Here is a 20010-nt window from a genome sequence, read left to right as displayed (position 1 = left end):
CCTTACCGGTAATGGACGCGCCGCTCGATGAAGCGGAACTGGACAAAGGTGAGCCCCATCACGAGCAGCATCAGAACGATGGATTGCGCAGCCGCGCCGGAGTAATCGAGACCTTTGAAGCCATCGAAGTAGATCTTGTAGACCATCAGCGTGGTCGCCTTTGATGGTCCGCCTCCGGTGGTCAGATCGATGATGCCGAAGGAATCGACGAAACTGTCAGTGATGTTGATGACTAGCAGGAAGAACAGTGTCGGGGCCAAGAGGGGCAGCTGGATATCCCACATGCGCCGCAGCGGTCCCGATCCGTCCATCGCCGAAGCCTCGACGAGGGCGCGCGGAATGGACTGCAGGGCTGCCAGGAAGAAAATGAAGTTATAGGCGAGGTACTTCCACGAATAGGCGACGACAATCAGTATCATCGCATGGATCCCGTTGATCGACGGGTTCCAGAATTCAGGATGAATCTTGTTCAGAGCGGCAAAGATGCCGGCCTCAGGCGCGAACAGGAAGCGGAACGCAACACCCGCAGCCGGAGCCGCCACGGCATAGGGCCAGATCAACATGGTCTGATATGCCTTGTAGCCCCGCAGCTGGCGGTCGCAGAAGAGCGCGAAGAGCAGTGCAAGACCCATGGCGAGAGCCGTGCTGCCGAGCGCAAAGACCATGCTGCGCCACACCGCGCCCCAATAGGCCGTATCGGAGAACACCATGCGGAAGTTGTCCAGACCGGCGAACTCGTTTCCCCCGCCCCAGGGCCGCTCCAGCGTGAAGGCCCAAAACAGAGCCGCGCCCGTCGGCCAATAGAAGAACGTGAAAACCAGCAGGAGCTGCGGAGCGAGAAGAAGGCTGCCGATCCAGGCTGTCTTGTAGACTGCACGCCGATCCATGAAACATTTACCCCCGAGCCGAAACGACGATCCGGTCAAACCAGTGGTGAGCCGGCGCGCTCGGAGCGCGCCGGTAGAAACCGTTACGGCTTTTCAAAATCAGAGAAGCTGCTTGCCGGCGTAGGTTTTTTCGAAGCGGCGCAGGACCGCGTTCGAACGCTCGACGGCGGACTTGATGCCATCCTCCACCGAAACCTTGCCTGCGAAGATGTCCGACAGAGCATCGCGCATCTCCTTGCGGATCTGGATGAAGCCGCCGAGACGGATGCCGCGGCTGAGAGGCGTGACCTCGCTCGCGGTCAGCGATTCAAGGGCGATTTCGCGGCCCTCGTATTGCGGCTTTTCATAGAAACCCTGATCCTTCAGGTGCTGGAAGCCCGTCTTCGTGACCGGAATGTAGCCGGTGCGGGTCGACCAGAAGAGCTCGGATTCGGGCGTGGCGATGAAGTTCAGGAAGGCAGCCGCAGCGCGGTACTCGTCCTTCGACTTGCCGCTGAGCACCCAAAGAGAGGCGCCGCCCACCAGCGAGTTGAGCCGCTTCGTGCCCTCCATGACCGGGAGCATGGCCACCGACCACTTCATCTCAGGCTTGGCGGTCTTGCCGACGACGCCATGATCGGCGACCGACGTCATCGTCATCTGGCATTCGCCCGAAGCGAAGGCCTGCACGATGTTGGCGCCGGTCTCCGGCAGTTTGATCTTGAACAGCCCCTCGTCGAGGCCCTTCTTCATGAACTTGATGTAGTCGACGAACTTGGTCCTGTTGACCACCAGTTCAGCATCAAGGCCGCCATAGCCGTTGTTCTTGGTGGCGATCGGCTCGCCATGAATTGCGGAGAACTGCTCCAGGAGCGTCCACGTGTCGTAGTTGATCGCCATCGGGCATTCGTAGCCGGCCGATTTCAACGCACGGGCGGAAGCCTCGACCTCCTGCCAGGTCTTGGGGGCTTCGGTCTTGCTGATCTTCGCAAAGGCGTCCTTGTTCCAGTAGAACAGAGCGCTCGAGGAGTTGAAGGGGAAGGAATAGAGCTCGCCCTTCGAGTTGGCATAGTAGTTGGCGATGCCGGGGAAATAGTTCGTCCAATCGATCTTGTAGCCGTTTTCCTCCATCAGCTTGCGCGCCGGTATGAACGCCTCCGAGAGCATTAGGTCGAGAGTGCCGGCATCGAAGACCTGCACGATGGTTGGCTGCTTCTTGGCGCGAAACGCGGCAATGGCGTTCTGAACGGCGGAATCGTAAGAGCCCTGTGTCGGACAGGAGATCTCGAACTCCTTCTGCGAGTCGTTGAAGCGCTGGCAGACCTCTTCGACAGCGCTGCCGAGATCGCCCGTCAGTCCTTGCCAAAGTTCGATCTTGACGCGCTGCTGCGCCTGCGCGGCACCGGACACGAGAAGCGCGAGCGCTGTCGCGCCCGTGAGAAGAAAGCGGTTCATGTGATGTCTCTCAATCATGCCATGGAAGACTGGCGTTGACGGAAAATCGATAGAACCGCTTGGTGACAGCGTTCCAAAACTTGCATGACGCAAACATGACAGGACCGGGAGGCCGGGTTCTGAACGCTGGAGTGTCATCAGGCCGTCACGATTAACATGTCTGCAAGCTGCCGTTATTTTCACTCATGTTCCTTCTTGCCTTCAGAGCCATGCAAGACATCATTCTTCAAACCTGCCCGAGTTTTCCACCCACTCCCCCCGCTGAGCACTCCGCCGCCCGACAGGCACCGGCGACCAAGCAAGCTCACGATCTGATTGCGGCCCGTATTCCTGCCCTGCATGCGATCGAGGTCACACCACCGCCTTCTCCCATTCCGCTGGGCTCGACAGTTCGAATTGCGGCTTGGAACGCGGAGCGCTGCAAATACGACAAGCCCTCGTCCCGACTTCTCGAAACAGTCGCAGCAGACGTCACTCTTTTATCCGAAATGGATGTCGGCATGGCGCGCTCCGGAAACCGCCATACGGTGCACGATCTCGCGAGTTCCTTGCAGCAGGGCTTCGCCTTCGCCGTCGAATTCGTGGAACTGGGCCTCGGCGACAGCCGGGAAATGATCTGGCATGCGGGTCAGAGCAACACGCTCAGCCTTCATGGAAACGCGATCATGAGCCGTAGCCGCCTTGCGGATATCTTCGTCGTTCCACTCGATGAAGGCGCTACCTGGTTCAGCAACAGCGATGCAGACCAGCGCCGCCTGGGCGGACGGATGGCGATCGCCGCGCGCGTCGCGTCAGCGCCATTTCCTCTTTGGGTCATCTCGATTCATCTGGAAAGCCGGAGCGATCCGGCGAGCCGTGCCCTCCAGACGCGGCGGCTCCTGAACGCGCTCCGCATGCGGATCGGCGATGCACCGGCCGTTATCGGCGGCGATTTCAACACGGCCTCTCTGCCGTCCGATTTAGCTACGGGGTGGGAAACCTGCCATAATCTCAAGGCCAGTGAACCGCTCTTTGCGGAGATGGCGGATGCAGGCTTCACTTGGATCAGCTGCAACGATGGACACGCGACGCAGCGAACCCGTCCTGATGGAACCCCGCCGCCTCCGTTCAACCGCCTCGATTGGCTCTTTGTCCGCGGCCTTGAAGTCACCGGATGCCGGACTTGGAGCGCCGTCGATATGGAAGGGACGGCCATTTCGGACCACGAACTGATCAGCGTCGATCTCAGGCTTGCTTGATCGAAAACGACTGGACTGCTTCAAGAATGAGCGGAGGGGCTGGGTCTGCGAGTAGAATTGAAGGCTAGTGAAGGACTGGTTCAAGTCTGCTACCGAATGCCGGATTGCAGTTCTCTCACAGGAGGCGGTCCGCAGTACCGCGGTTTCTGCCAGCCTTCTTGGTTGCACAGGCAAGCCACTTCGTCCATCGTGGATCTTCAGCCAATTGGATGCCGCTAACTAATCGCTCATGCGTCCATGAAGCATAAAATTGGTGGCCTTTGGGACCTGTCTGCAGCCTACCCCACAAAGCATTCAAGATGCAGGTCAGCAGCTTGAACACCTGCAGTCGTCCATAGGTCACAGCGAAATCATCATAGGACGCAAGCAACAAGTGCTCCTGGGTCGCGTCGAGTCTGCCCTCGACACATAAATAGGCCAGATCCCATGCCGGGTCGTTCATGCGGGCATATTCCCAGTCGATGAGGACCATGCGTGATCCGGTATCGAGACAGTTTTCCGGCACCAGATCACAGTGACTTGGGACGAGTGACACTGGCGAAGCCATTATCTTTGCTCGTGCCTCTTCCACCGCTGCCTCCAGCCTGGAGGGCAGCACGGGCAGGCCATGAGATCGCAGCCGGCACTCGACTCTGTACTCGTCGAGGATCCGGAAAGGGTTAAAGCGTCGCTTGAAACGGAGGTCGGACCGATGGAGTTGGGCGACGACATGCGCCGTGCGCTGCACCGAGATCGGATCCGACCGATAGGCTTCAATGCTCATGGGCTGCGCTTCCTCGATAAAGCGCGTCAGCATCACGCCCTGGGGATTGGCATAGAGCACGGGAGGCCCAATCCCAGCCGCGCCGGCAAAGCATGCAGCCTTTACCTCTTCCTGACGGTCGATGAGAAACGGTCCTGGGTTCGATCTTGGCACCCGCAGAACCAGAGAGCCGCCGGGCAGGTCCAGGCGGTAATTGGAATTGGAAAGTCCTCCCAGTGGTGTGGCGATTTTCTGCAAACGCAAGCCGCGCAACGCAGGGACTGCCTCGGCGAGGTCAGCTGAGATCTGACCCAACTCAAATTCAAGTTGGTTCTTCATAACCCACCTGAGGCAGTGACAAGAATGCATTGATGTCGGTGAACGTCACGGCGCCGCATAGGGTGATTGCGAGAATCGCCGCAATCATGAAGACGACATCAGATCGCCTGAAGCCTGGAGCATTCAGCACCGTCCGCGGGCTGTCAGGCGAGAGGCCGCGCGCTTCCAGCGCGATCGCCGTTCGCCCGGCGCGGCGGATCGCAAAGGCCAGCAGTGGGATCACGAGAGACATGATTTCTCCCGGTCCCGGCACCCGCCGGATACGGCGTCCCGATTTCATGGCGCGGGCGATCCGCATCTGCTGCGCTTCGGATGCAAGATCCGGAACCAGCAGCATCGCCGCAAAGAGCGAATAGCCGATCCGCGGCGGCAATCGCGCATGCACCATCAATGCGCGCACCAGGGCGCCGGGATCGGTGGTCAGGGCAAAGAAAACCGAGATCATCCCACAGACGACGGCACGCAGAAACAGGGTGAGGCCTGCCGAGAACGCCGGAGAAGTCAGGAGGGCCTCGCCCGCCATGCGCATGGCGAAATCACTGTCCTGCCGGAAAAGCAGGCTGGTTGTCAGGAATCCGAAACCAAACAGACAGAACGGCACCATCAGCGCCAGAAGAAGCAGTGGCGACGTGCGGTTGAGAATGACGAGCGAGAATCCTGTCAGGACGATCAGTGCGATCTGAAAGCGCGCATCGAAGACAAGGACAGACGCGGCCAATCCAACGACGCAGACCAGAAGCTTGCTGAGCGGATTGAGCGCCTTCAGCATGACACGGCCCGTTGCAGCCATTGCAGCGCCTTAGCACAGGATGGTTCGGCCAGTCCTGCCCGCCGGAGGAGCGCCGTGTCCCGCATCAGGTCCTGGGTGGGACCATCCGCAAGAATACCGCCTTCACCAACAATGATTGAACGGGTGCAAAGACGCAGGGCGAAATCCATGTCGTGGGTGATGACGGCAACAGTTTGCCCCCTCTCTTGCAAGGCCAGGATCTCGCTGATGAGCATGGAGACGCCATGCATATCGAGGCCTGCCGTCGGCTCATCCAGAACGAGCAGCGGCCAGTGGTCGGACACGGTGAGAGACGCAAGGGCGAGCCTTCGCTTCTGACCCTGGGACAACTCGAAGGGATGACGGCTCTCGAGTCCGGAAAGCCCCCACGCCAGCAAGGCAGCTGCCACCCGTTCCGCCTTGGCCTTTGCAGCCATCGATTTGGGAAGAGCATCCAGGATCTCGTCACGGACGGTCCCGGCGGTAAACTGGTTCTCCGGCCGCTGGAATGCGTAGCCGCCGGGCGCGCCGATCCTTTTGCCCGCTTTTAGCGGCAGGAGACCGGCCAGGCAAAGGCCGAGCGTCGACTTGCCCGCGCCATTCGCCCCGAGAACACCGAGGATCTCGCCTTCATGGACGGCAAGATCAATGCTGCGCAGAATTGTGGGGCCGAGGAACGGTGCACAATCGGCATTCACAAGCCGTGCCAGGACCGGAGCATCTGGTGCCGTCTGGACGCCTTGCATCGCGTACTCAGCCACGAAAGCCTCGACAGCCGGAAGGGCTTTCTCGACATGCCCACGAGGGGCCGTTCTGGGATCGAGATGCGCCAGAGCCTCCTCTACGGAGAGAGGCGCCACACGAGGCGCAAGGCCCGCTGCCACCAATCGCGCGTCGAGGTCACTCGCGACCGGATGCCAAATGCCTTCCGATGCTAGAAGGTCGCGCTTGGCGCGGAAGATGGTCCGCGGAGGTCCCTCAGCAATGATTGTACCGTTCTCGCCAAGGACAACCATGCGATCAATCTGCTGGATCAGGCCGTCCAGCCGGTGATCGACAATGAGGACGCCTCGAGACGGGTCATGCTCGGTCAACAGCGCGTGAAGGCGGTCGGCTGCCTGCGGCGCAAGATGCGCCGTCGGCTCGTCCGCTATGAACAAGAAGGCGTCCTGCACGAGCGTCGCGGCCAAGGCGACGAGCTGCCGTTCGCCCCCAGACAGGGTTGACGTCGGACGGCTGCACCAGCTCTCCGGCACCCCGACCCGTTCCATCGCCTCTTTCACGCGCTCCGCGATGCGCGCGGGCGGCAAGGCGCGGTTTTCCAGGGCAAAGGCGATCTCATCCTCGACCCGCATGCCGCAGAGCGTCTGGTCCGCATCCTGAAAGTACTGCGCCACCTGCGCCGCCCAGGCCCAGGGTTGCCTCGTTCCGACATTCGCCCCAAAAAGGCGGACGTCTCCGTTGACCGTCGCGGGAATGCTGTGTGGCACGAGGCCGGTCAGTGTCAGCAGGAGCGTCGACTTGCCCGAGCCTGAGGGGCCCAGAAGGAGGACACGCTCGCCCTGCCGAATGCCAAGGCTGACCGGTCCAACCGCCTGCCGTTTGGCAAAGGGATACTGAACCGTCACCTCATGCCATTCGGCCGCGAATCCTGCTCTAGGCGATTGCGGATCGCTTCGCATGATCGATGGCCAGACCGGCGAGGGCTCCGGTCCTGTAGAGCGCTTCCACGATGACGTGCCCGAGCCAGCCGCCCAACAGCGCGCCGCTCAGGCAGCGCAGGATGAACATGGCAACCAGGATACCAGGCTGAAGGGCGCCATAGTCGAAGCGGATCCAGGTATAGAAGAAGGAGAAGATCGCGGCACCGATGCCTGCTGCCATCAACACCGGCAAGGAGTAGTTGCGCCATCGGGTTGCGGCGAAGACGATCTCGGCGCCGGCGCCTTGGACCGCACCGGTCACCAGGAGCAACAGGCCTGCGGGGCTGCCGAGCAGGATCTGCACCGCTGCGGTCAGCACCTCCGCGGCGAAGGCGACCCCTGGCTTGCGGATGATCGCAGCGGCCACGATGGAGGCGATGAACCAGAAGCCCATCACCACATCCATCGTCACCGGGCCGAAGACCGCTTGAGCGATCAGCCAGACCTGCACCCAACCCAGATAGAGCACGGCAAAGACCGCACCGAGAACGGTGACGATGAGGGTCTCCCTCAGCGTCCAACCTCGCGTATCGGACATGATGGTCTCCTGATGTGGACTGGATGGATGATGGCTTAAACAGCGGTCGGGCTGTTGGCTGAGACCTTGAGATCGAGGGCGACATGGCCCTGCGGTGCGCCAAAGCGCAGAAAGGCCTCGCTTAGCGTCGCGAAAACGGCCCCCGCATCGCCACGCAGCTTGGTGCAGAAGTTCTTGGACCGGTCGAAGACGCCGGAGTTCTTCAGGAACTCGATGCAGCCGTAGATCTCGTCCATGTGGTGGCCGCTGCCGAGCGGATACAGCGAGAACTGGGCCGCCACGATCTGCCCTGTCTTCGGCGCCGCCTCGACCTGCTGGATGGCGGCCGCGATCCGCTCCTCAAGCGGCTGGCCATAGTGCACGTCGTTTATTGGCGTGCAGATCGGATCGTCCGGTTCGCCCGGGCAGCCGCGCGAGACAGTGGCCGCCAGAACGCAATGGACACCGGAACCAGCCGCAGTGACGAACAGATCGCGCATGGCCGGGAAAAGCTGATCGGGCGGACCGACGAGCAGCGTCGAAACATCGTCGGTTTCGATTCGGAAGTCCGGCCGGTAAGGCTCAAGCGCCGTGATGGCTTTGAGAATGACCCCGACGAAATCGTCGGTCATGGGATAAAGGGAGACTTGTGCCCCGGAAAACATCGTGTCCTCGCTCCGCTGGTATTATCCAGATCAGCTTGAGGGTCCGACGGCTTCGCACCGTCATCTCAGCCCCGGCGATACGGAGCACCCCTGTCGATGGAGAGTTCCTAGCACCTTTGCGTCCGGAAGCGCAACCTCGACCGACACGCCTTTTCTGCTGGCCTAGTATTGTCCCTGCTCTGTCAGGATCGCGCGCTCACTCCGAGGGTCGCTCAACAAGCGTTCCAGCATAGGCGTCGTCTCGGATGCGAAAGGGATATGGCCCGCTCACTCACGAGGGCGAAGCGCCAGCACCAACATCGCTGGCGGCGAGCCGAACAAGGCACGAACCCTCTACAAAAATGGGGGGCCGCAGCCGAGAGGAGGATGTTCTCGGGCGTCACTGGAACTGACCGAAGAACCGCTCAGGCGGCCGGTTTGGAACAATCAGTATTGCTGCCGCTGGATTCCATCAGGCACACCAGGGCAAAGAGGCTGATCACCGCCACCAGCTCAGCGCCGGTCTGAAGCCAGGATGGCGCGATCTCCCGCAGCGGGCCTACGGCCATGAGCGACAGGAGAAAAGCAACAACTGTAGCCCACATCAACATACGCAACTGTCCCTTAAAACTCAGCGTCGCATTACCCGACGAAGGATGAACGGCGGATGACGGGACCTCAAAGGAGTGCAGGTAATCTAGACGATGCCCCAGGCGCGATAACGACGTCGGCCGGTCAGCTCACGCGGCAGGGCGCCGCCGAGCTGGGCGAGCATGAGGTCGACGGCCTTGGGCGTGACCTGCAGCAGCTTGGCCGCGAGCGGCACCGTCACCAGTGGGCGGGAGAGAAACAGCTCAACCAACTCGGGCAGCTTGGAGTTGGAGCGGCATTGCTTCGTCAGCCGCTGCATCAGCTCGCGGGCGAGGATCAGGCGGTCGAGATCCTTGTGGGCGATGGCGAGCGCCTCCTCGACCACCGTGCAGAAGCCCTCGAGTTTCTCCAGCGCCCCTTCCCGGCCCCGCGGCCGGAATTTCGATTGCTTGAAGCCGGCGGCGAGCGGCAGCAGATGGCTGGTCAGGCCGCGCCCCCGCAGGACGGCGGCGGCCATGATCAGCCCGAGCCAGGGCAGACGGGTGTAGAGGTTGAGATCGAGCCAAGCGTTCCACGCGACGGCGGCAGCGGCCAATGCCGGCCAGTGGGCGGTCCGTTTCACGACATCGAGCCAGAGATCCTCGTTCTCGGCTTCATCCAGGTCAGGGTCATAGACCAGGTGCGAGCGGCGCTTCGGCAGCGGGGTCTCGCCGGCCAGCACCTGGTTGGTGCGCGCGAGCAGGGCATCGATCTCGGCCCAGTGCGCCTGCCAGGGATCGGCATCGTTGGCAAACGGTGGGTAGGCCTCGTCGTCGTCCAGATCCGGCTTGCCCTTGGGCCGCGTAGTCTCCCCCTCCCCTCGTGTGGGGCTGAGGCCGCGCAAAGCGGCGAGGCCGTCGATCGAGAGCGGCCACGGCGCCGGCCGGGCCAGAGCGGTGCGCCGGGCGCGCAGGGCGGCGGCCGCGCGGGTGAGCTCGTGGGTGGGATGACGCACGTCCATGCCGGCATCGTGCAGGACGAGGTCGCCGACATCGACGAGCTGGCCGTCGAGGATGAGGGCACGCACGGCTTCGGTCATGTCGCAGCGCGCCTGCCAGCCGGCGGCCAAGCCCGAGGCCTCGAGGCGGGCGTCGAGGCGCAGGAGGCGGATGGTGATCGGCTCGAGCCGGCCGGCGACCCTCTCCCAGGGCAGCTCCGGCAGAGCGTAGGTTCGGACCTCCAGCGGGGTCGGGTCGTCGAACTCCAGTGCCCTGCCCCCGAATGCCACGCTTGTGCCTCCCACAGCTAAGGTATTGATCTTTGGAACTATAGCTCGGGTGTGGGAAGCGATGCAAACGATGGCTACGGTCTGAGGGACGGATCCACGTCGTCTCGCGCGAATGCGTCCGGGCACCACGCCCACCGAAGGCGTTTGAGGGTTGGGCCGACCGCCCGGCTTGGTCCTTCGGGCGTCGCAGAGCGCCCAAACCCTTTGTTTTAAGCCACTTTCGGCGGCCAGTGAAAAGCCCTGCCCGTCGCGGCTGGTAAACGAAATCTCTCATGGATCGTCTGCAAAGGATCAGTTGCTCGCAGTGAACGAAAGTGTACAAATGGCTGCGAACAAGCTCCTGAATCTGATTGATGGCCCCTCCCCTCTCGAAAAATCGGCTCATTGGCTATGCCCGCATATCGACGGAGGATCAGGCGCACGATGCGCAGCTCGACGAGTTACGCGCGGCCGGGTGTGCTGAGATCCATCAGGAACATGGCTCCGGCGCAAGCCGCGCCCGGCCGGTACTGGCGCGGCTCGTCCGCGATATCAACCCGGGCGAGGTCCTTGTCGTTGTCCGCCTTGACCGTCTTGCCCGCTCGGTGAGCCACCTCTTGGAGGTGATCGAAAGGCTTGAAGCCAAGAAGGCTCACTTCCGGTCCTTGCGCGATCCTATCGATACCTCGACGCCGCAAGGAATATTTTCATTGCATGTGCTTGGCGCGGTGGCACAGCTCGAGCGTTCCCTCATCTCAGAGCGCACGCGAGCCGGCATCAAGGCCGCCAAAGCGCGGGGCAAGAAGCCTGGGAACCCGGGCATGCGCGAGCGCCGGCCGGACGCCATTCGAAAGATCGCCCTCGCCCGCGAGAAGGTCTACCTCGATGAACTGATTGCCAGTGCGGATCGCTGGATGCCAACGGTTCGCCGTATGCGCCCGCAGCACCCGTGGGAGGATGTTGTCCGCGTGCTCGCCGACAGCGGGCAAGCCTGGACCGTAGCCCGGCTCCGTCGCGCGGTTGGGAAGCTCGTCTCACAACACATGGCGGACCCTGTCCTCCTCCGCCCTGCCCCGCGCACAAATCCTGAGGACCGTCTCATGACGCTGATAGCAGGTATCGCCATGACCGACCCGAGCCTGTCTTTGCGTGAGATCGGAGTGCAGCTCGAGCGCATGCGAGAGCGAACCCCAAGGGGGAGTCTTAGGTGGTCAGCTTCATCCGTGAAGAAGCAACTCGACCGAGCGCGAAAGGTTGGGCTGGCCCTACCAGTATCCACACATGACGCAAACTAGCGGCCATTGGTAATGCAATTCACTAAATTGATCCGAAATAAGATCTGACATAGTTGGATCAGTTCTGGAGCGATGGGAGGCCGGGATCGGGAGAAGCATGTTCTTCTAGTTAACCCTCCCCGTTAGTTAAAACCATACCCGGCGCTTTTATGGCTCTGCGGCACCAAGTGAACTGAGGGGCTGTGAACACTGCCAGCTTAATGTCTCCTATTGCATTCATGATAGTTCGATGAACGGCAGGCCGGATTATTCAGCCTCCAGTGCGAGGCTGCGCTCGTTCGATCGGCGAATGGCGGTAAAGTTAGAGTCTTATCATTGATTAGGAGGGTTATTGCGCTTCGTTCGGGCATAGCTGCATAAGACCACTCCGCGGTGCACGGACGAAAGTCTATCGCAGCAAGCTTTTGCAGATTGTACCTTAAAGAGCACGAAGAGGCTTACCGTGAACCTGCCCCCGCCAGGATATGGGTGGCAGAGGAGATTGCAGATGACCCAGATTACGCTCAAGTCGATAAAGTAACCAGCCCTTTTGGTCGTTCCCGCCACGGAAGTCCACTCGAGGCTGCCGCAAAACGGCCTCTTCTGATCGTGGGCGCATTACCGCCATCATTGGAAAGCTGCCGGTCGTAGAAGCGGTGATTGACACAGACGTCGGCCACTGGGGTGCCGAGATCATCCGGAATTAGTAGGATGGCGTTCGGCCGGGTAGCTGTGTTTGCGTATGTATCTCTTGCCCGCACCAAAAGGTCGACCCGATCACTCCGATAGAGATGGGCCACCGTAGTACGCGGCACCGCTTCCATGGGCCGATGGATTTCGCGCGCTCCTCTAGATGGATGCCGATTATGTAGGTGATGTAGATCATAGCCCCGTCGTTATGGAATTCTGCCAGCGGTCCAGAGGGCAGTTGTACATGTACAACTGCCTCCAAGGTGGGTACCGGATGTAACGGCACGGCGCCCGCAGTTGGGCGAGCAGCTTCACATGAAAGTCATCCGAGCGTCGCTCGGGGGCATCTGAGAGATGAGGGTTGTACAATACAACTCCGTATGTGTTCCGGAATCTAAATGGAATGGCGCTTCGTTCTGAACCAAAAGAGGAGGCGATCGCATCGCTAGGTCAGGGAAACAGGGCTGATCTAGGAAGTTTGAGTTGTACATGTACAACTCTCGTGAGAGTCGGGGTAGAACCTGTCAGCCGGCGCTAGTCTAATTCGCGTTTTGCATCAGCGAGCAGAATTGGGAGTTTGCTGTCTCGGCAGGGCTGTCCTTCGCTAGGGCAGGGGCAGCTAGACCTCATAGCAGCCGAGCGGCGCACGTCCGTCGAAGGGCTTGGGGCCAATCAATGCCTTAAGCCGTCAAGCAAGCTAGTCGAGCGCAACTGGCTTTGGCGTCATTAATCCGATCAAGCCAAGGACCCTACAGCATCATCCATTTGTAGTTCTTAAATGCAGAAAGCGTATTCTGTTGAGTGATGTAGACGTAGGGCAGCGAAGATGGACACCTAACGGTCCCCAGGGCCTAGGGGGCATTGCGCTCAGTTCGAGCCGCCGGTTGTACATGTACAACTAGGACACATCACTTGTTCTCGTTCCCTAGCCGTATTTGCTAGACACTGAGATCAGGCCCTCCAAGGCGTAGCCAGGGGGGGCCCAAACAGATCCTTACCGAAGGCTTCCAACATACTTCGGCGAGCCACTTGCTTCTAACAAGTCAGGCCCAAAGGACCCCGCCCATAAAGCAGTTGTACATGCATAACTGATCGCCTAACGCGCCGGCGCAGCGACAGACAGATCTGACCCAAAGCTGGCAGACTCGTCATTCTTTCTGACTGGATCGCCCTTACCTTTATGCGGCTGCATTGACTACGATCATCAATGAACTCGGACAAGAACGAGCCCCTCTAACTAGCAAGCCTGTATACTTTCGGGCTTAACCATTTGGGACGCGCAGGCTCCGAACCTTAGGTCGCGGTTATATCCGCACAATTCTTTCTGGGAAGAACAACGATAGGGCTCAAGAACGAATCTTTGTTGCAAGGCAGAATGCTAAGATAACCGGTGAAAAGCGCCCGTAAGCGAGCTTGTAACCTCTGCGCAACACACCCAGCGTGTTAAGCTAACAAGGAAACTTTAACCTTGTATTAGGTTCTTTCTCGAATACTGAACTTCGAAATAATTCAAAACTCGCCAAAAATTCGAAGTTGGCACCCGAAGCGGAGATGGACATGGAAGCTGCAGCTCAGATGCTCGACGAGGCCCGTCACGAGCAGGATGACATCCGCGATCTTATAGGGGCCGACACCGAACAGCTAACAAGACGCCTCCGAGCCCACCGATTAGAGTTGTTCCCTCCTTCTGCATCCAAAACTATTAGGCGCTTCTCACCCGTAGAAGCCGCCAAACTGATCGGTATCAACGACGGCTATCTCCGCCAAATCAGCCAAGAAGGTAAGGCGGGGAACCCCGATGTCTCCAGCACCGGCCGACGTTTCTATTCCGTAGAAGACATGAACGAGATCCGCGCCTATCTCGACACTAACACCCGGTCAAAACGACGCTACGTCCCGCATCGCACGGGAAACGAGCACCTACAGGTCATCTCGGTGATGAACTTCAAAGGCGGATCGGGAAAAACAACGACTGCAACTCACTTAGCTCAGTACCTTGCATTTAAGGGATATCGCGTCCTCGCCGTCGATCTGGATCCCCAAGCGAGCTTGAGCGCTATGTTTGGGCAGCAGCCGGAATTTGACGTCGGGCCAAATGAAACGCTCTACGGCGCCATTCGCTACGACGATGAGCGGAGGGAGCTCGCAGAGATCATCCGACCAACCTACGTTGCCGGTCTTGATCTAGTGCCAGGCAATCTCGAGCTCATGGAGTTCGAGCATGAGACACCGAAGGCTCTGACTGGTCGAGGCGCTGAAGACCTGATGTTCTTCGCCCGCTTGAGCGCTGCTTTCGATACTGTTGCTGATCGCTACGACATAATTGTTATCGACTGCCCGCCACAACTCGGCTTCCTCACTCTCTCTGCAATCTGCGCGGCGACTTCGGTTCTGCTCACTGTCCATCCGCAGATGTTGGACGTGATGTCGATGAACCAGTTCCTGATAATGATGCGTGAGCTCCTCGATGTCGTTGCGTCCGCTGGCGGTAACACAAAACATGATTGGCTTCGTTACTTGATCACTCGCTACGAACCGGGCGACGGACCGCAGACGCAAATGGTTGGGTTTATGCGCTCGATGTTCGGGCAGCGGGTGCTCACTCATCCCATGCTCAAAAGCACGGCAATCGCTGACGCAGGCATCACGAAACAGACCCTATATGAAGTAGACCGTCAGCAGTTCACTCGCTCGACCTATGATCGTGCCATCGAGGCGCTTGATCTTGTGAATGCAGAAATTGAAGCTCTGGTCCAGCGCGCTTGGGGGAGGGCATAACCGATGGCCCGCAAGAATCTTCTGGCGAATATAGCCGGCCCTGATGTTCCGGATGTTGAATTTCCGTCGAAGCCAGCCCTAACAGCCGCCGATACGCAACAGGTTAAAGCAGCGGACCTTCCGGGGTCTATGCCGCAGCGCCCTCCTGCGGCTCCGACGATCACTAAAACTGGCGCTTTTGGCACTCTCGGAAAGTCACTTGCAACGATTGCCTCACAAGCCGATCGGGCCCGCGATATCGAAGAGAAACTCAGTGCCGGATTTGCCGTCGTTGAGCTCGATCCCGACACAATCGACCCTGCTTTCATTTCTGATCGTCTTGGGACGCAGCCGGAGCAGGACGCCGATCTGAAACAACGCATCGCCGAAGACGGGCAACTTGTTCCGATACTTGTGCGTCCTCATCCCGATAACAAGGGTCGTTACCAAGTCGCGTACGGCCACCGACGACTTCGCGCAGTGAAAGCTCTTGGCCGAAAGGTACGAGCCGTCGTTCGGGAACTGACAGATACTCAGCTTGTCATCGCACAGGGACAGGAAAACAGCGCACGCGCTGACCTCTCCTACATTGAGAAGTGCCTGTTTGCGTCCGCCCTCGAGAAGACTGGATATTCGCGCGATGTGATCATGTCTGCTCTCAGCGTCGACAAAGCAGCCTTGTCGCGCATGATCAGTCTCGCAAACAAGGTTCCGCAGGAAATCGCCAAAGCCATCGGATCAGCGCCGGGGATCGGGCGTGTGCGCTGGGATGAACTTGCAGAGGCGCTGCAGTCTGACGCGGCGCTCGAACGAGCACGGACCGCAATTCAGTCGTTTCCATTTGAGACGGCGGAAGGGGATCAGCGATTTGAGGTACTCGTCGAGGCGGTCAAGGAAAAGAGGGCAAGCCCTAAGCCGCCAGAGGTTTGGCACACGCCTGACGGTAAGGCGATTGCAAAGATCTCAACCGCGCCAGGCCGAACCACTCTCGTCCTAAACGACCGGTTGGAGCCGGATTTTGGCCAGTTTATCGCAGGTCGGCTCGAAGCGCTTTACAAAGAGTTCAAGAAAACAAGGCGCGGGGTCTAATCCCGCGCTTTGCCGTGTTTCGTGTGGATGCCGCGAAACTTGCCCACTGGATTCCCGATCGACTCTTGACGTCGAAAGCAGCTCCGACTCCACCAGCCGGGCGAATCGTGCACAATTTACCCTCGAAACTGATCCTGACCGAGCTCAGTGCTCCGCCGGTTTCTGAGGGTTTGCGGATGCAGGAGTCTGCGGACGCGATGGAAGCAACATGACCATGCCGCTGGTAGGTCACAGAAGAGGAGAAGTGCCGCGAGAGTGACCACGTAGGAAAAGCAACGGCCCCCGAAGCGCCAACCTCGGAGGCCGTAGATAATGGGACGATCAGAACCGTCGAACAGTTCCGAGAATCCCACACAGCGAATCTTGTGTCAACGGAGAAACGCCAATTTCTCCGAGCACTGATGCTTTACCTAAGCGCGCAGAAGCCCCTGGTTTCTGCCGACGGACACCTGCGGCCCAACTTAGGGCCACGACGATGCGAACGCACCAATCTACCACCCCCTTTGGTCGGCGACCCCTATCGCTGGCTATGGCCGCCGCTCGAGCGGTCTCAGAGGCCGGACCGAAAGACGCCATTGCTGAAAAGTGGAAGGTTTTCGACAACCTTCGGGAGGCCAAGATCTCACTCGGCATCTCAGACAGGGCCCTAAGCGTGCTCAGCGCGCTTCTGACCTTCCACCAGGATACAACCCTGCAGCTCGGGACGGACCTGATTGTCTTCCCGTCCAACAAGGCCCTGACTTTCCGGGCTAACGGGATGTCACCTGCGACCCTGCGGCGCCATCTGGCTGCACTTGTGCAAGCGGGCCTGCTGATCCGTCGCGACAGTCCCAACGGCAAACGCTACGCCCGAAAAGGGGAGGGGGGCACTATCGAGCAGGCCTTCGGATTCGACCTTTCACCTCTTGTCGCTCGATCTGCGGAGTTCGAGAGCCTGGCCGAGCAAGCCCGAGCTGAGAGGAAAGCCCGTTACCTCCTGCGGGAGGAAATCACCGTCCTCAGGCGCGACATTGGAAAGACAATCGCGATGGCCCTTGAGGAGGATTTCACGGGCCCTTGGGATGATCTTCTGGCGCGGTTTGCAACTCTGAACGAGACACCCCCCCGGGCGGCAGGGACGTCTATTCTGGAAGCCATCGCTGTTGATTTGCGGGCTCTTTGGGCCGATGTGGACAAGAGGCTGAAAATTCAGCTTAAACCTCAAAATATGAGCGCCAATGAGTCTCATACTGAGCGCCACTATCAGAATTCAAACTCAAACCCTCTTTTAGATTCTGAACAAAGCCTCCAGAAGAGGCTGGAAGAAACTTCGGCGCCAGAACCTGAAACCAAGAAGCCTCCCATTCGGGCTTTTTCCCTGAGCCTAATTCTGCAGGCCTGTCCGGATATCGCGATGTACACGAAGGGAGGGCAGGGGATCTCTAGCTGGCGCGACCTGGTCACTGCGGCAGGCGTGGTGAGAGGTGCATTGGGGATCAGCCCGTCAGCCTGGGAAGACGCTTGCTCCGTTATGGGCGATGAAGATGCGGCAATCGTAATTGCCGCGATGCTTCAACGGTCTGAGATGATCGTAAGTGCTGGTGGTTACCTGCGAAACCTCACGGAACGAGCGCGGGAGGGTAAGTTCTCGGTCGGGCCCATGGTCATGGCACTATTGCGCGTGGCCGCCACTGATGGGAAAAAATCAGCATGACGCCAATACACCGCCGTCCTAGCTTCGGACCTATTGAGCCTGTGAGAGTAGGCCTCGTGCTTCGACAGACACCACCAAGCGTGAACAGATTGTATCGGATACGATTCATCAAGGCAGTGAATCGGTTGGCCTGTGAACGATTCCTGCTTTTCATTAGACCGCGCGTCCGCAGATCACGACACTGGGCTCATGTCGGAAAAGCTCAATGTGCTCGTCTTGGAACGCTGTGATCCGTCACAGAACGTATCGCGCTTTTATGTTCTGCGCGTGGAGCCATCTCTCTTTGGCGACCCAACCTTGGTACGGGAGTGGGGGCGGATCGGCCAGCGCGGCCGCCAGCGGATCGAATTTCATCAAACGGAAGATAGAGCTGCTGAGGCCCTGGAATCCTGGCTTCGTCGCAAACAACGACGCGGCTACCGAATACGAGGCTTGTAGAACAAGATAGCTTACGCACCGTTCATCACGAGCTGTCCGGGATCTAGCGTGGGATCTGTGGAGAGGTTTGTTAACTCGCCAAGCTCTAGCGAGGGTGTGCCTGGGTGGTGTTTCTAAGCAGGCGAGCAGACTATGAGGCTCTTGCCATGTCTCCTAGACGAGCGCTTGCTGCCCGAGCATCTCAAGTTAACCGCCGAACCGGATTGATTGAGCACTCGCTCGAGTCATTGCAGAGCAAAGATCGGACTGGCGCAGAAGCTTATGTAATGGGGCCCGCCTATTCTCCTCGGAACCGAACGCTCAATATCCTTTAAGTGCACGCGTTTCCTATGGCTGGATACACGCCTGTAGCTCGATGGTTAAAGCCGTCAGCCTAAATCGCTGGGATCACTCCAGCCCCCCGGTCTTTGGCGTGCTGGCCTCGACCTCCTGGACCGTCGGCTGCTCTGCCTCGAGATCCTTCAGAGCCATCTTTCACCAGTAGCGGAGTTCGGCAGAATCCTTCCCGACCTGCTCCTCACCAGTGATAGCCTCCCAGCCAGGTCCCTGCTCATTGGCGAGCTGCCGGGCGCGGGCAGTGATCTCCTCCTCTGTGAACCGCTCTGTTGCCATTGAAGCCCTCCGTGCGTGAGCTGGAGATGATGCCGCCGGACTGTGACGGGATGGTGATCGGCAGCAATGCCGAGTGGCTAAAAGGGACCGCGCTTGGCGAGAGCCTCAAAGCCTCGTCTAAGCTGCTGGACGCGATCCTCATAAGCCTTGCCCAGGCAGGCACGATCCGCGCCACAGCCGGCACGCCGCTTGAGCCAGGCAGCCTGCTCATCCTCCATGTCGCCGCGGGCGCCCCTGCCCAACAATGGCTTGAGTTGGGTGTAGAGGACTGCCATCTCGACATCCTGGTCGTTCAGCCGGCGATCGGCGCAGATTGCTTTCTCGTCTGCAGCCTCCGCTTTGGAGCAGTCGAAACTGGCAGCCTCAGAGGGCCGTCCTAGAATTGGCAGCAGCAGGACAGCGAGGCAGAGCGTCTTCCGGATCATTGGATCATCCTCAAACTCTGATTGCTAGGAAAACTGCTCCAGCTGGCAGAGGCTCCAAGCCCGAGAGCGCCGATTTGATGCACGGTTAACGGAGAGTAAGCGCGTCATCCGTTACCTGCCGGCTGCCTTACTTGGCTGAGCAGCCCCGCTGCGCACACGTGGCTGTGCGCTGAAGTAATGGTGGCTCAAGTGGGCTGTCGCTACCTACCGCTCCGGGCCTGTGGCTTCACGTAGACGAGCTGCTTATGCCACGGGCACCAGCTTGAGCCTTCCGGCGCCGTTGCGCCACAGAAGACAGCCTCGGTGCCATCATCAGAGATGACATAGCGGCACTGCCGCGGCCGGAGCTTGAACAGCGTGGTTGTGTCTCGGGGAGAGGGCTCAGGGATCTCGATCTCTGGCATGATGGTCCGGAACGCAGTGACAGGGCAAATTCCTAAAGGCGAAAATCCCTATCGGTTCCTCACATCCCCTTCTTGTGCACAGTCGATCGGCCAGAGTATTTTGGCCGGATCTGAGTGCTCACACGGTCTCGTTCGGGTTAGGTCCCTTCGGGCCCATCAATCTGAGCGGACGTGCGAATACTTACTGGGAGCAGTCCCATTCGGATGGTAAGATGAAGATACCTCGGTTTATGACGCCCCCGCGTGGGGATAACAGGTTCCCCTTTAGGTAGGTCCCTGTGGCGCTCTGAACCCGACCAGTAGCACTGAGCGTCCATGCTGTGCCGATGTTCGACCCTCCCCGCCAATCAGGATGAATATCGTTAGGGTTGGGGGATCTCAGGATACGAGCTGTCACATCTCGAGGATTGCACGACAGCGCCAACGCATGAGTTGAAGTCAGCAAAGCCATTACTGCAATCAAGGCCGCCTTCGGCAACATGATACTTGTTCCTTGTCCGTCCTTGATTGAAGCAAGC

The 20010-nt window shown here is 59.5% G+C and carries 18 protein-coding genes and 1 riboswitch; of the genes, 6 read left to right on the top strand and 12 right to left on the bottom strand.

The window, feature by feature from the left end:
* Positions 1 to 2: 2 nt before the first annotated feature.
* Together BLP10_RS16270 and BLP10_RS16265 are read right to left on the bottom strand one after the other, a co-directional pair.
* Positions 3 to 887, bottom strand: coding sequence for an ABC transporter permease subunit (locus BLP10_RS16270; protein ID WP_091136885.1), 885 nt, complete (start codon positions 885 to 887; stop codon positions 3 to 5).
* 99 nt (positions 888 to 986) lie between these two features.
* Positions 987 to 2321 carry an extracellular solute-binding protein gene (locus tag BLP10_RS16265; protein WP_091136881.1) on the bottom strand — a complete coding sequence of 445 codons (1335 nt, stop codon included), beginning with the start codon at positions 2319 to 2321 and terminating at the stop codon, positions 987 to 989.
* A gap of 209 nt (positions 2322 to 2530) precedes the next feature.
* On the opposite strand from BLP10_RS16265, the gene BLP10_RS16260 reads away from it, so the two are divergent.
* Entirely contained in the window at positions 2531 to 3559 is a 1029-nt protein-coding gene (locus tag BLP10_RS16260) for an endonuclease/exonuclease/phosphatase family protein (RefSeq protein WP_139165516.1), read from the top strand.
* A gap of 115 nt (positions 3560 to 3674) precedes the next feature.
* On the opposite strand, the gene BLP10_RS16255 is transcribed toward BLP10_RS16260, so the two are convergent.
* The 7 genes from BLP10_RS16255 to BLP10_RS16225 all read right to left on the bottom strand — a co-directional run bounded on the left by BLP10_RS16255 (position 3675) and on the right by BLP10_RS16225 (position 10131).
* Positions 3675 to 4640, bottom strand: coding sequence for a choline/ethanolamine kinase family protein (locus BLP10_RS16255; protein WP_175493942.1), 966 nt, complete (start codon positions 4638 to 4640; stop codon positions 3675 to 3677).
* Positions 4624 to 5430, bottom strand: a complete 807-nt coding sequence (locus BLP10_RS16250) for an energy-coupling factor transporter transmembrane component T family protein (protein ID WP_244510592.1) — start codon at positions 5428 to 5430, stop codon at positions 4624 to 4626. Before BLP10_RS16250 ends, BLP10_RS16255 begins: the two co-directional genes overlap by 17 nt.
* A complete protein-coding gene (locus tag BLP10_RS16245) occupies positions 5403 to 7037 on the bottom strand; it encodes an ABC transporter ATP-binding protein (RefSeq protein WP_210183630.1) in 1635 nt (544 codons plus the stop codon). Before BLP10_RS16245 ends, BLP10_RS16250 begins: the two co-directional genes overlap by 28 nt.
* A gap of 28 nt (positions 7038 to 7065) precedes the next feature.
* The gene (locus BLP10_RS16240) at positions 7066 to 7650 is read right to left on the bottom strand and encodes an ECF transporter S component (RefSeq protein ID WP_091136870.1); all 585 of its coding nucleotides are present in this window, start codon (positions 7648 to 7650) and stop codon (positions 7066 to 7068) included.
* Positions 7651 to 7685: 35 nt separating this feature from the next.
* Entirely contained in the window at positions 7686 to 8294 is a 609-nt protein-coding gene (locus tag BLP10_RS16235; RefSeq protein WP_091136867.1) for a YkoF family thiamine/hydroxymethylpyrimidine-binding protein, read from the bottom strand.
* A riboswitch (TPP riboswitch) is annotated at positions 8285 to 8396 on the bottom strand. It overlaps the preceding gene by 10 nt.
* Before the next feature lie 302 nt (positions 8397 to 8698).
* Positions 8699 to 8884: a hypothetical protein gene (locus BLP10_RS16230; RefSeq protein WP_091136863.1), complete on the bottom strand. Its 186-nt coding sequence runs from the start codon at positions 8882 to 8884 to the stop codon at positions 8699 to 8701.
* A gap of 86 nt (positions 8885 to 8970) precedes the next feature.
* Entirely contained in the window at positions 8971 to 10131 is a 1161-nt protein-coding gene (locus tag BLP10_RS16225; protein WP_244510590.1) for an RHE_PE00001 family protein, read from the bottom strand.
* A gap of 353 nt (positions 10132 to 10484) precedes the next feature.
* On the opposite strand from BLP10_RS16225, the gene BLP10_RS16220 reads away from it, so the two are divergent.
* The 5 genes from BLP10_RS16220 to BLP10_RS16200 all read left to right on the top strand — a co-directional run bounded on the left by BLP10_RS16220 (position 10485) and on the right by BLP10_RS16200 (position 18051).
* A complete protein-coding gene (locus BLP10_RS16220) occupies positions 10485 to 11405 on the top strand; it encodes a recombinase family protein (RefSeq protein WP_091136861.1) in 921 nt (306 codons plus the stop codon).
* Between the two features lie 2226 nt (positions 11406 to 13631).
* On the top strand, positions 13632 to 14852 hold the full coding sequence (repA, locus tag BLP10_RS16215; protein ID WP_091136959.1) for a plasmid partitioning protein RepA: 1221 nt from the start codon (positions 13632 to 13634) through the stop codon (positions 14850 to 14852).
* Between the two features lie 3 nt (positions 14853 to 14855).
* Positions 14856 to 15920: a plasmid partitioning protein RepB gene (gene repB, locus BLP10_RS16210; RefSeq protein ID WP_091136858.1), complete on the top strand. Its 1065-nt coding sequence runs from the start codon at positions 14856 to 14858 to the stop codon at positions 15918 to 15920.
* Between the two features lie 475 nt (positions 15921 to 16395).
* Positions 16396 to 17613, top strand: coding sequence for a plasmid replication protein RepC (repC, locus tag BLP10_RS16205; RefSeq protein ID WP_091136856.1), 1218 nt, complete (start codon positions 16396 to 16398; stop codon positions 17611 to 17613).
* Positions 17614 to 17802: 189 nt separating this feature from the next.
* On the top strand, positions 17803 to 18051 hold the full coding sequence (locus tag BLP10_RS16200) for a WGR domain-containing protein (protein WP_091136957.1): 249 nt from the start codon (positions 17803 to 17805) through the stop codon (positions 18049 to 18051).
* Between the two features lie 474 nt (positions 18052 to 18525).
* Here BLP10_RS16200 and BLP10_RS23610 read toward each other — a convergent pair whose 3' ends face one another.
* From BLP10_RS23610 to BLP10_RS24090, 3 genes are all read right to left on the bottom strand, one after another.
* A complete protein-coding gene (locus BLP10_RS23610; protein ID WP_244510587.1) occupies positions 18526 to 18663 on the bottom strand; it encodes a hypothetical protein in 138 nt (45 codons plus the stop codon).
* A 77-nt stretch (positions 18664 to 18740) separates the two neighbouring features.
* The gene (locus BLP10_RS16190) at positions 18741 to 19088 is read right to left on the bottom strand and encodes a lysozyme inhibitor LprI family protein (protein ID WP_091136853.1); all 348 of its coding nucleotides are present in this window, start codon (positions 19086 to 19088) and stop codon (positions 18741 to 18743) included.
* Positions 19089 to 19288: 200 nt separating this feature from the next.
* A complete protein-coding gene (locus tag BLP10_RS24090) occupies positions 19289 to 19492 on the bottom strand; it encodes a GcrA family cell cycle regulator (RefSeq protein WP_091136851.1) in 204 nt (67 codons plus the stop codon).
* Between the last annotated feature and the right edge of the window lie 518 nt (positions 19493 to 20010).

The sequence above is a fragment of the Microvirga guangxiensis genome (assembly GCF_900102135.1).
GTDB classification, from domain to species: Bacteria; Pseudomonadota; Alphaproteobacteria; order Rhizobiales; family Beijerinckiaceae; genus Microvirga; species Microvirga guangxiensis.
The sequence above is the reverse complement of the archived record's forward strand: the minus strand, read 5'-3'. Positions and strand labels throughout refer to the sequence as shown.

Bases quoted from the DNA above. Each gene is read 5' to 3' on its own strand.
- BLP10_RS16270 (WP_091136885.1), bottom strand. From the start codon at position 887: ATGGATCGGCGTGCAGTCTACAAGACAGCCTGGATCGGCAGCCTTCTT.
- BLP10_RS16265 (WP_091136881.1), bottom strand. From the start codon at position 2,321: ATGAACCGCTTTCTTCTCACGGGCGCGACAGCGCTCGCGCTTCTCGTG.
- BLP10_RS16260 (WP_139165516.1), top strand. From the start codon at position 2,531: ATGCAAGACATCATTCTTCAAACCTGCCCGAGTTTTCCACCCACTCCC.
- BLP10_RS16255 (WP_175493942.1), bottom strand. From the start codon at position 4,640: ATGAAGAACCAACTTGAATTTGAGTTGGGTCAGATCTCAGCTGACCTC.
- BLP10_RS16250 (WP_244510592.1), bottom strand. From the start codon at position 5,430: ATGGCTGCAACGGGCCGTGTCATGCTGAAGGCGCTCAATCCGCTCAGC.
- BLP10_RS16240 (WP_091136870.1), bottom strand. From the start codon at position 7,650: ATGTCCGATACGCGAGGTTGGACGCTGAGGGAGACCCTCATCGTCACC.
- BLP10_RS16235 (WP_091136867.1), bottom strand. From the start codon at position 8,294: ATGTTTTCCGGGGCACAAGTCTCCCTTTATCCCATGACCGACGATTTC.
- BLP10_RS16230 (WP_091136863.1), bottom strand. From the start codon at position 8,884: ATGTTGATGTGGGCTACAGTTGTTGCTTTTCTCCTGTCGCTCATGGCC.
- BLP10_RS16220 (WP_091136861.1), top strand. From the start codon at position 10,485: ATGGCCCCTCCCCTCTCGAAAAATCGGCTCATTGGCTATGCCCGCATA.
- repA (WP_091136959.1), top strand. From the start codon at position 13,632: ATGGAAGCTGCAGCTCAGATGCTCGACGAGGCCCGTCACGAGCAGGAT.
- repB (WP_091136858.1), top strand. From the start codon at position 14,856: ATGGCCCGCAAGAATCTTCTGGCGAATATAGCCGGCCCTGATGTTCCG.
- repC (WP_091136856.1), top strand. From the start codon at position 16,396: ATGCGAACGCACCAATCTACCACCCCCTTTGGTCGGCGACCCCTATCG.
- BLP10_RS16200 (WP_091136957.1), top strand. From the start codon at position 17,803: ATGTCGGAAAAGCTCAATGTGCTCGTCTTGGAACGCTGTGATCCGTCA.
- BLP10_RS23610 (WP_244510587.1), bottom strand. From the start codon at position 18,663: ATGGCAACAGAGCGGTTCACAGAGGAGGAGATCACTGCCCGCGCCCGG.
- BLP10_RS16190 (WP_091136853.1), bottom strand. From the start codon at position 19,088: ATGATCCGGAAGACGCTCTGCCTCGCTGTCCTGCTGCTGCCAATTCTA.
- BLP10_RS24090 (WP_091136851.1), bottom strand. From the start codon at position 19,492: ATGCCAGAGATCGAGATCCCTGAGCCCTCTCCCCGAGACACAACCACG.